The 8,753-nt window shown below is 63.3% G+C and carries 12 protein-coding genes; 4 read left to right on the top strand and 8 right to left on the bottom strand.

What is annotated here, in order from left to right; all coding sequences use genetic code 11:
- Positions 1-276: 276 nt before the first annotated feature.
- From FS320_RS32830 to FS320_RS32820, 3 genes are all read right to left on the bottom strand, one after another.
- Positions 277-618, bottom strand: a complete 342-nt coding sequence (locus tag FS320_RS32830; RefSeq protein ID WP_152716617.1) for a hypothetical protein — start codon at positions 616-618, stop codon at positions 277-279.
- 32 nt (positions 619-650) lie between these two features.
- On the bottom strand, positions 651-1,178 hold the full coding sequence (locus tag FS320_RS32825) for a hypothetical protein (protein WP_152716616.1): 528 nt from the start codon (positions 1,176-1,178) through the stop codon (positions 651-653).
- Positions 1,179-1,615: 437 nt separating this feature from the next.
- A complete protein-coding gene (locus FS320_RS32820) occupies positions 1,616-1,843 on the bottom strand; it encodes a hypothetical protein (protein WP_152716615.1) in 228 nt (75 codons plus the stop codon).
- A gap of 209 nt (positions 1,844-2,052) precedes the next feature.
- Between FS320_RS32820 and FS320_RS32815 the strand changes: the two genes are divergently transcribed.
- The 4 genes from FS320_RS32815 to FS320_RS32800 all read left to right on the top strand — a co-directional run bounded on the left by FS320_RS32815 (position 2,053) and on the right by FS320_RS32800 (position 5,326).
- Positions 2,053-2,487, top strand: coding sequence for a potassium channel family protein (locus FS320_RS32815; RefSeq protein ID WP_152716614.1), 435 nt, complete (start codon positions 2,053-2,055; stop codon positions 2,485-2,487).
- A gap of 132 nt (positions 2,488-2,619) precedes the next feature.
- A complete protein-coding gene (locus FS320_RS32810; protein ID WP_152716613.1) occupies positions 2,620-3,111 on the top strand; it encodes a hypothetical protein in 492 nt (163 codons plus the stop codon).
- Positions 3,112-3,114: 3 nt separating this feature from the next.
- Complete coding sequence (locus FS320_RS32805; protein ID WP_152716612.1) at positions 3,115-4,350, top strand: HlyD family secretion protein; 1,236 nt, start codon at positions 3,115-3,117, stop codon at positions 4,348-4,350.
- Between the two features lie 142 nt (positions 4,351-4,492).
- Positions 4,493-5,326: a potassium channel family protein gene (locus FS320_RS32800; RefSeq protein WP_244627542.1), complete on the top strand. Its 834-nt coding sequence runs from the start codon at positions 4,493-4,495 to the stop codon at positions 5,324-5,326.
- A gap of 120 nt (positions 5,327-5,446) precedes the next feature.
- Here the strand turns inward: FS320_RS32800 and FS320_RS32795 are convergent, their stop codons facing one another.
- The 5 genes from FS320_RS32795 to FS320_RS32775 form a co-directional block, all read right to left on the bottom strand.
- Positions 5,447-5,800 (bottom strand): cbb3-type cytochrome c oxidase subunit I, encoded by a 354-nt coding sequence (locus tag FS320_RS32795; protein WP_162003403.1) that lies wholly within the window; start codon positions 5,798-5,800, stop codon positions 5,447-5,449.
- Positions 5,787-6,332 carry a cupredoxin domain-containing protein gene (locus tag FS320_RS32790; protein ID WP_152716611.1) on the bottom strand — a complete coding sequence of 182 codons (546 nt, stop codon included), beginning with the start codon at positions 6,330-6,332 and terminating at the stop codon, positions 5,787-5,789. The genes FS320_RS32795 and FS320_RS32790 overlap by 14 nt, the downstream gene beginning before the upstream one ends.
- Positions 6,333-6,335: 3 nt before the next feature.
- On the bottom strand, positions 6,336-6,539 hold the full coding sequence (locus FS320_RS32785) for a hypothetical protein (protein WP_152716610.1): 204 nt from the start codon (positions 6,537-6,539) through the stop codon (positions 6,336-6,338).
- Between the two features lie 589 nt (positions 6,540-7,128).
- Entirely contained in the window at positions 7,129-8,169 is a 1,041-nt protein-coding gene (locus tag FS320_RS32780; protein WP_152716609.1) for an IS110 family RNA-guided transposase, read from the bottom strand.
- Between the two features lie 185 nt (positions 8,170-8,354).
- The coding region (locus tag FS320_RS32775) for a transposase (protein ID WP_152716608.1) at positions 8,355-8,753 on the bottom strand (399 nt) is incomplete at its 5' end.

Genomic DNA, 8,753 nt, shown 5'->3' with positions numbered 1-8,753 from the left:
TCACATTCTGCATCATCGCAAAGCGATGAGCCCTATCAGAGTACCCGCTGGTACGCCCGAGGCGCCAATGCACAACGGTGGCGAAACGCACTGCGACGGCCCAGAAGTGTCTATCGCTTTGGGCCGGAGCAATGACAGGGCGCGCCGGGTCTCGCCGGGCCCTGACGCCGCCAACACTCCATGCAGTGAACCAAAGGGTCTGGCACGGGGCCGTGTCGGAACCCCAGGTTGTCATTGTGGGGACGCAAACGCTCGGACGGTCCTTCCAACCGAGACCTACCGAGGTGGCGGCGGGGTTGCGGGAGCGCCTCCCGGCGGCAGCGCGGAACGCGCCCGTTCCAGCAACGTGGTGGTCGCGTCGACGCATGCCCTCATGTTCTCTTGCGGGTCACATCGAACGGCCACGGTTGCATCACCGCTGCGCAGCAGGAACCCGGCGCCGCGACGGAGACGGCTTCCCGTTCCATCATCGCCGATGCCGCGCAAGAGCTCTTCGAGATCATCCCGGTCCCGCCGATCATAGGATCGACCTCGGTCTTCAGTGTCATTCGAGCTCTGGCCCAAGGCAGGCACGGCGATCAGCGTCAGACCCGCCGCGATCAGAAGAGCCTTCTTCATGTCACACCTCCATTTTGAATGATGCAGCAGGGCTAATCACGGCAAACGCGTCGGCGAACGAAAACGAGGAGAGTTCTGTCCTCGTTTCTGAGGCTTCTGGTGAGGATATAGCAATCGCCGCCGTCGCGTCTCTCCGCAAGGCGCTCCCGCAGCCGGCCTCGCCGGCTCCCGTCCTCCTCGTCATCCCCCTGGCTTGAGATCCGCTCCCGCAATCGATCGCGCAGATCGCCGCGATCACGCCAACTCCCGTCCTCGTCATCGTCCCCTCTGTTTGAGAGCCGCTCGCGCAACCGGTCGCGCCGGTCCATGCGGTCATGCATCCGATCCATCACCTCGGCGCGACGGCCCCGGCGCTCCTGGAGGAGATCCATAAGCATGTCGCGTCGGTCCGGATTGTCGCCCACCCAATCCCTCAGGAGATCCCGCAGGTTTCCACCGCTCATGTCGCTGTTGCTCCATTCCTGCTCCTGCGCGGATGCTGGCGTGATCATGGTGGAGAACAGGGGCGGGAGCGCGATGAGGGTGAGTACTGATGCAACGATGATGGATGATCGTGTCATGGCACTTCTCCAGTCTATCAGAGAGTTCTTTTGCCTCGCACCGCACAGTGGCGTCTCGCATCGCCTGTGAGGCGGTCGGCCATTTAGATCCATTGCTTGTGTCGCATTGTTGTACGCGTAGGCCTGCGAGCAATGGAATACGCACTCACCGCAACGGGCGGCGAGGAGGTCACTCCGGTCGATCCTAGGATTCATGGTCCCCCTGTGCTTGACCGGATGGGACAAACCTTTGACAGTTTTGCGCCAGCGGCCGGCCAGGGCCGGGCCCTGACGGCTTTCCGTCTTGAGTTGTCACGAATTGGCGCAATCAATCGTGCAATCGGCACCGACCTGGGCTTTTCGATTGCATCGCGTCCTTGCTGGGCGCAAACACTGAGATCATCCGAGACAGGTCGGCTGAGGCCATTGAGGGAGTTCAAGCGATGAAAGCGGGTTTGCTACTGGTGCTTGGCTTCCTGGCCGCCACAGCGCCGGCATGGGCACAGGATAGAAGCAGCCGGATCACGGCCTCCGGAGAGATCCGGATCCCAACCTCGCGAGAACTCGAACGAGAGGTCTTCGCAGAGCCTCGCAATGATTTCTCGTCGATCGACGCTGTCGCTGATGGCGAGATGGACCGGATGGATCGCGAAATCGATCGTCTTCTCGAACGCGGCGTCTGCCAAGGATGCTGACGCTCCAAAGCCAACGCGTGACCGGGATCATTCGCGAATGGCATTCGTCTGAGAGGAATAGCCCAGGGAGATGTCGAGTAAACCATTCGTATGCGGCTAGACACGAGGAAGAGGTTTTTCGGATGGCTCGTTGCTGGCACCCTACGTCATCATCGCGGCCGTGCTCTATCTGATCCCTGCCGCCGCGCCTTAGAGGGACCATGCTGCGACAGCTTCTCCTGGGCGGCGCCGTCAGCCTCGGCAACATCGCCATCCATGCCGCCGTGATGGCCACGGTCGTGGGCACCGCCCGCCGCGCCCTGGAGTGGGAGCGCCGGCGACCCCAGCTCCGGCTCGCCGCCGTCATGGTCGCGACCGTCGGGGTCCTGATGATCGCGCATCTGGCCGAGGTCATGGTGTGGTCGCTGGCCTATGGAATCCTGGATGTCGCCCCTCCCGGCGCCGATCCCCGGTACTTCGCGTTCGTCAACTACACGACGCTCGGCTACGGCGACGTCGTGCCGGTGGAGCGCTGGCGTCTGCTCGGCCCGATGGCGGCCATGAACGGGGCCCTGCTGTTCGGCTGGTCGACGGCGGTGATCTTCGAGGTGCTGCGGCAGGCCATGCGCAGCCGGGACCACGGGGACAGGCCGTAAGCACGGGACAGGCGACAGGGGCAAGATCCCGATTCTTCCGGCTTTGTCCCAAACTGTCACGGCCCTGGCCCGATCGATCAAGCACCGCACCCCGAACGCGACCATGCTGGCCTGCACCGCTGGGAAAGTCGCATGAGTGCATCGCTCAATCCCGCCTCACCTCACCACCTGCCGGCGTTCATCACCGCGCCGGGCGAGACGGACGTCCTCATGGTGGTGATGGCCGTGTTTCTGGTCATCGCCGTGCTGGCGGTCGGCCTGCTGTTCCTGCGGCTGCACACGCTGCCCGAGCGCATGGCGCACCGGTCGCACAAGCTCCAGTTCGAGATCGTCGCCGTGCTGGGCCTGCTGGCCCTGTTCACCCACCAGCACATCTTCTGGGTCGCCGGCCTGATCCTCGCCCTGATCGACATTCCCGACTTCGGGAATCCCCTTCGCCGGATTGCCGGATCGGTCGAGCGGATCGCCGGCATCCCGCCGGGCCAGGGCGCCGACAAAGAGCCCGACGAAACCGCCGCCGCGGTGCCGGGCGAAGGCACGGTCGACGTGCCGACGCCCATCGCTCCAACCCGCGGGCCGCTCCGTCCCAAACCCCAGATCTCGCCAGTAAGCACGGGGAGTTGATCCATGCTTGAGGTTCTTTTCTGCTCGCTGCTGACGATCCTCCCGGATTATCTCTACCGCCGCTATGCCCAGGGCAAGCGCATCGGCAAGGAAATCACGCTGTTCTCCGTCTGGTTCGAGCTGCGCTGGGGGATCATTACCTGCCTGATGCTCACGATCGGGCTGATCACGGTGATCTTCTACTTTCACCCGTCCACGACCAGCGCCACCTTGTTCTACCGGACCGTGCCGATCCTGCCCGAAACCAACGGCCGGGTCGCCGAGGTCTACATTGACGGCGTGACCGGTGAGGTGAAGCAGGGGGCACCGATCTTCCGGCTCGACAGCTCGAAGCAGGAGGCGGCCGCGGAGACCGCCCGCCGCAAGATCGCCGAGACCGACGCCGCCATGGTGGTCGCGCGGACGGAAGTCCTTGTGGCCGAGGCCAAGATCCAGGAGGCCAGGAGTGCCCACCAGCAAGCCGTGGACGAGTTGGAAACCAAGCAGGAGATCTACCGGCGCAACCCGGGCGCTGTCGCGGTCCGTGACATCGAAAAGCTCAAGGTCGCCATAGAGGGGCGCCAGGGCGGGATCGACGCGGCCAGCGCCGCGAAGGGCTCTGCCGAGGCGCAGATCGCCAACCTGCTGCCAGCGCAGAAGGCCAGCGCCGAAGCCGAGCTGAGCCAGGCTGAGGTGGACTTGGCGAAGACCGTCGTCCGGGCCGGCGTGGCCGGGCGGGTCGAGCAGTTCACGCTGCGGGTGGGCGACGTCGTCAACCCGTTCATGCGCCCGGCCGGCGTGCTGATCCCGGAGGGCGCCGGGCGCAAGGCCATCATGGCGGGCTTCGGACAGACCGGGGCCCAAGTCATCAAGATCGGCATGGTGGCCGAAGCCACCTGCGCCTCGAAGCCCTGGACGGTGATCCCGATGGTGGTGACGCAGGTGCAGGACTTCATCGCCGCCGGCCAGGTCCGCGCCGGCGAGCAACTGATCGACGCGCAGCAGGTGGTGCGGCCGGGCACCATCCTGGTCTTTCTCGAGCCGCTCTATGAGGGCGGGCTCGACGGCGTCACGCCGGGCAGCTCCTGCTTCGCCAACGCCTATACCAGCAACCACGACCTGATCGCGTCAGGCCAGGTCGGCGCCACCAAGGGCCTGGTTCTGCACGCGGTGGACGCCGTCGGGCTCGTGCATGCCATGATCCTGCGGATCCAGGCGCTGATGTATCCGATCCAGACCCTCGTGCTCGGCGGGCACTGATGGGAGCGCTGCCACGGCCGTGGATGGACTGCCCCGCCTCACGCAGAACGCGGCTGTGGATCGAGCACGCAGCGCTGGGCTCTTCCTCCCATACTGTCCGGTCTGCCCCCGGACGGCGCCGAATGGTGCCGGACTGGATGACATGGCTCGGACCACCGTCCGGCGGGCCGACGGCCGGCAGGGACCCGATCCACGCTCACGCTGGCGGGCCGCCCACAATAATCGGTGCCTGGGGCGGCAAAAGGAGGCCGTCATTGAGCACCATCATGCCATCGACATGCACAGGATCGTAGGTCCCATCAGGGAGATCCGTCGACTGCGGCGCGTGTATACGGACCGGCTGCTCACGCTGCTGACCGTGGTGCTCATGCTCGCGATGTTCGTCTTCGGACCGCCTCAGGCCACGGGGATTTTCGTGTTTCAGGGCTTCGCGATTGCCGCCCTGTTGGTCATCATCGGCAGCATTTTCGTCATCTCGGACCATCCCGCGGCACTCGCCGTGATGTTTGTCTGCCTCATGGCCAATATCGTGGTCTTCGTGCTGCGTCTCTACTATCCGCCATGGCCGTACAACCTCTATGTCTTGGCTTCGGCCTGGCTGGCCATCGCGGTCACTCTCGGGGCGGTCGTCGCCGAAGCCGTGTTCAGGCCTGGCCGCGTCACCTATCACCGCATCGTCGGCGCCATCCTGCTGTACCTGCTCATCGCCGTGCTGTTCGGGACGCTGTACATCTTTGTCGGGCTGTCGATCCCGGATGCCATCAAGGGCATCACATTCGAGGACAACGCGGCCCTGACCAACTCGGTCCTCTATCTGAGTTTCGTGACCCTGACGTCGACGGGGTACGGCGACATCATTCCGGTGCATCCGATCGCACGCACCCTCTGCGTCCTCGAAACCATCATCGGCCAACTGTATCCGGCAACGTTGCTGGCGAGGATCGTGACCCTCGAAATGCGGCAGGGCAGCGACTGAGAATGCAACCCTCGTGGGTGCCGCTGTCCGCAGGTGGTGTCGCCGGTTCTACGCCGTTCTGCGCGTCTGTGATGTTATGGAGGCTCGCAAATCGTCCGGAGGCTTGGGTTGTAAGGACAGCTAATGGCATTTCTCGAAAGAAGCGCGTTGGTCGTTGATGTGGCGGTAAGAAGACAGAGAGCCGATGATCCCGAGTGCGAAGCCGAGCCAGGCGAGGCGCGGCAGGGGCAAAGGGCGTCCAAGGGCCGTCTCGGCGACATAGTAGCCGAAACCCATCACCATGAAGGTGGTCAGGACATAGGCGATGGACACGCCATGGGCCGTGACCGATGTGAAGTAGGCATTCGCCGTGAGAAACGGCGCCGGCAGTGGACTGCGCGCCCACATCTGCCAGACCCCGAGGACAGAAGCTATGGCAAAAGCCGCGAAGGCTACCCAAAGATGGGCGAGTGTGAGGCGTCTAGCGTGCGTCACAATTCGCTCTCCCCTCGGCGTCCGGGTTGAACTCGCTTTCGGGAACGACCCGCACCGTTGCCCACATCTGGCTGTGCCCGAGACCGCAGAATTCGTGACACGGCATCAGGAGATCGCCGGTTTTGGTGAAGACTGTATGCACCTGGCTCACATAGCCCGGGATGATCATCGTGTTGACATTGGTGCCCGTGACCAAGATGCCGTGAATGACGTCGGGCGTTGCAAAGCGCAGGGTAACGGCGCGGTTCGCAGAAACGACAATGCATTGCGGCTGGAACGCGAACTGTGTCGCGACGATACGGCTGGTGACTTGGTCGCTCGCCTCGACTCTCGTCCCGAGATTGCCCTCGGTAAATTCACCCGTGAGGTGGAGAGTCTTCGGGTCGATGGGTTCGATGTTGCTGGGTGGATTGATGTGATGGACGATGCCGGCGTAGATGATCGCCAGCATGATCGCCGTGACGACCGCGGTGACCAGGGCGGTCCACCACAGTTCCGTCTTGAGAATTTCCTGTTCCGTATCGGCCCGCATGACCTACCCCACCATGCCGCGGGGCAGGAACACGAAGGCATACATCAGGAACCAGGCGACCAGCAGCAGTCCGACGGTTAAAAGCGAAAGAGTCAGGGCACCGCTCGGAACCTCGCGCATGACGCGTTCCAGCGCTGCGTCGTCGATGACATCATCAGTTCTGGGTGGGACCTGGGACGAGAAATCCGGGTGCGGAGTGAGCGCCATGGCAAGCCCCTGAGCTGACGCCCACCTATCGGGACCTGAGCGTCAAGGCAGGGACCAATGATGCGCTGAAAACGTGCGCAGTCAAGCTCAGTTCCTTTTGGTAGGGTAGATTGGCGCGGCCTGAGGGGTGGGTCCTCATATTCAGGCTTAATGGACCTGCGGAGCCCAACCTCGACCGGACGTGGAAGCTTAAGGATGTCGCCGCAATGAAGTGACAGGCTAGCTTCTTGTCTGAGTCATCCGTTGCTTAAGGTCCGGAAATGGCACTTGGCTGACCTTCGCGGTACTTCCCCACTTGCGGGGTGAGCGGACCTTCGCACCTACATCCGCTACTACTCAGTTTGACCCTGGTTGTTCTCTAATTCCGGGTTTGGGGTCAAGCTCTCTGTAAGCATCCTTGCCGGGTCCAGGGTTCTCTCCGCGGTAAGAACATGCCTTCCGCATGATGGCGTCAGATGACGCTGGCGGATCAATGTGTGAAGCGCGCTCTGCCCTAAGGGGCCTCGCAAAGCCTGGGGCGATCTCACCAACGCCAACGTCCCGGCAGGGACCTTGCTTCCCGCGGGTTGGCGGGAATCCAGTTAAACTTTCATGCTGCTTGTTGGTCGGCCTCCTGTGAGGACCAGCGGAAGTCCGTGCCATCCATCCACATCCGGTGCAGAATAACGGCAAGCTTGCGTGCGACGGCAACCTTGGCTTTGCGCAGTCCGCTGCGCTTGGCCAGCCTGAGGCCCCTGGCCTTCAGCGCCGACCACTTGGCGACCCGGGTGAGCAGCACATTGGCGGCCTCGTAGAGGTAGCTGCGCAGCATCGTGTCGCCGCATTTTGAGATCCGGCCGGTCCAGTCAGTCTCGCCGGAGGCGTAGCCTCGTGCTGTGAGGCCCGCATAGGCTCCGACGCTCCTCGACCGCTTGAAGCGGGTAGGATGATCGATCGTTGCCAAGAAACACAGTGCCGTAATGGCACCGACTCCCGGGACTGTCATGAACCGCTGCACCTGAGCACTCCTGCGGGCCAGCCGCAGCACCTTGCCATCAAGATCCGCGATCTCCTGCTCGACAGCCTCGCGAGCTCTGAGGAGCGGCAGGGTCGCGGCAGCGAGTTCCGGCCTGTCCTCGAGCAGTTCTGCTGCTCGCCTGGCAAACACGTTCATCTTGGCCCGGCCGATCACCCGCTCGAGGTTCTTCAGGAGCCCGCGGATCTGGTTCTCCAGATCGCGCTTGAGCTTGACCAGCAGAGCGCGGCTGGAGAGGAGGGCCTTGATGGCGTGACTGCCGTTGTCTTTGACGTGCACCTGCTTGTACCATCCACATTGCATGATGCGGGCAAGTCCAGCCGCATCGTTGCGGTCGTTCTTGTTGATCTGCATCTTCAAAGCTGCCTTCGCATGCCGGGCATCGATGCAGATGACCGGCAATCCCAGCGCGTTCAGCTCGTTCCAGAGCCACGTCGCCGTCGCTCCGGTCTCCAGTCCAACCCGGGCCACATGCGGCGCATGGGATTGAACGAAGCCCGCGATCGCCTCCGGGTCGGAGGGAACCATGCCTTCGCGCACGATCTTCCCCGTTTGATCAACAATGCAGATCGCCGTCAGCTTCAGCGAGACGTCCAGTCCGACATAGTGCTCCATGGCTACCCTCCTCACGGTCAGGGCCCTGGCGTGGGCCTTGTCGATGGTAGAGAGCTGATTCCCAGAGCCAGGTTATGGCGCGGTCCCCGGAATTACCCCATGTGTGAAAACGCGGTTGTCGGTGTGCGGATGACGGGCGCTGTTGTGCGGGTGCCGCGATGGTGCGCATGGGCGGGCGTGTGGCGTCAGGCTTCGAGAGCCTTCAGCAGGGGGCCGACACCCAGAATGCTGATCATCCGCTTCAGGTTGTAGGCCAGCACGTGCAGGCTCATCTCGGTTTTGACCTTCTTCAGGGTCTTCATCAGGAAGTGAGTACTGCCCATCCAGGCCTTGATGGTTCCAAACGGATGCTCCACCGTCTGCCGTCGGATGCTCATGGCCTCGGGCATCCGCTCCAGCCGGGCCTGCATGCGGTCGAGCACATCCTCGTGCTGCCAGCGCTTCACCCGCTTGTGCGTGTCCGGCGAGCATTGGGGCTTGAGGGCACAGGCTGAACAGGCGGTCAGGTTGCGGTCATGATCGATATTGTCCCGGCGGTCTGAGCGCACCTTGCCCTTCGTCAGATGCTGACCCGCCGGGCAGGT

The sequence above is a fragment of the Microvirga tunisiensis genome, from assembly GCF_009296175.1.
Taxonomy (GTDB): Bacteria; Pseudomonadota; Alphaproteobacteria; order Rhizobiales; family Beijerinckiaceae; genus Microvirga; species Microvirga tunisiensis.
This window is presented reverse-complemented; position numbering and strand designations above follow the sequence as displayed.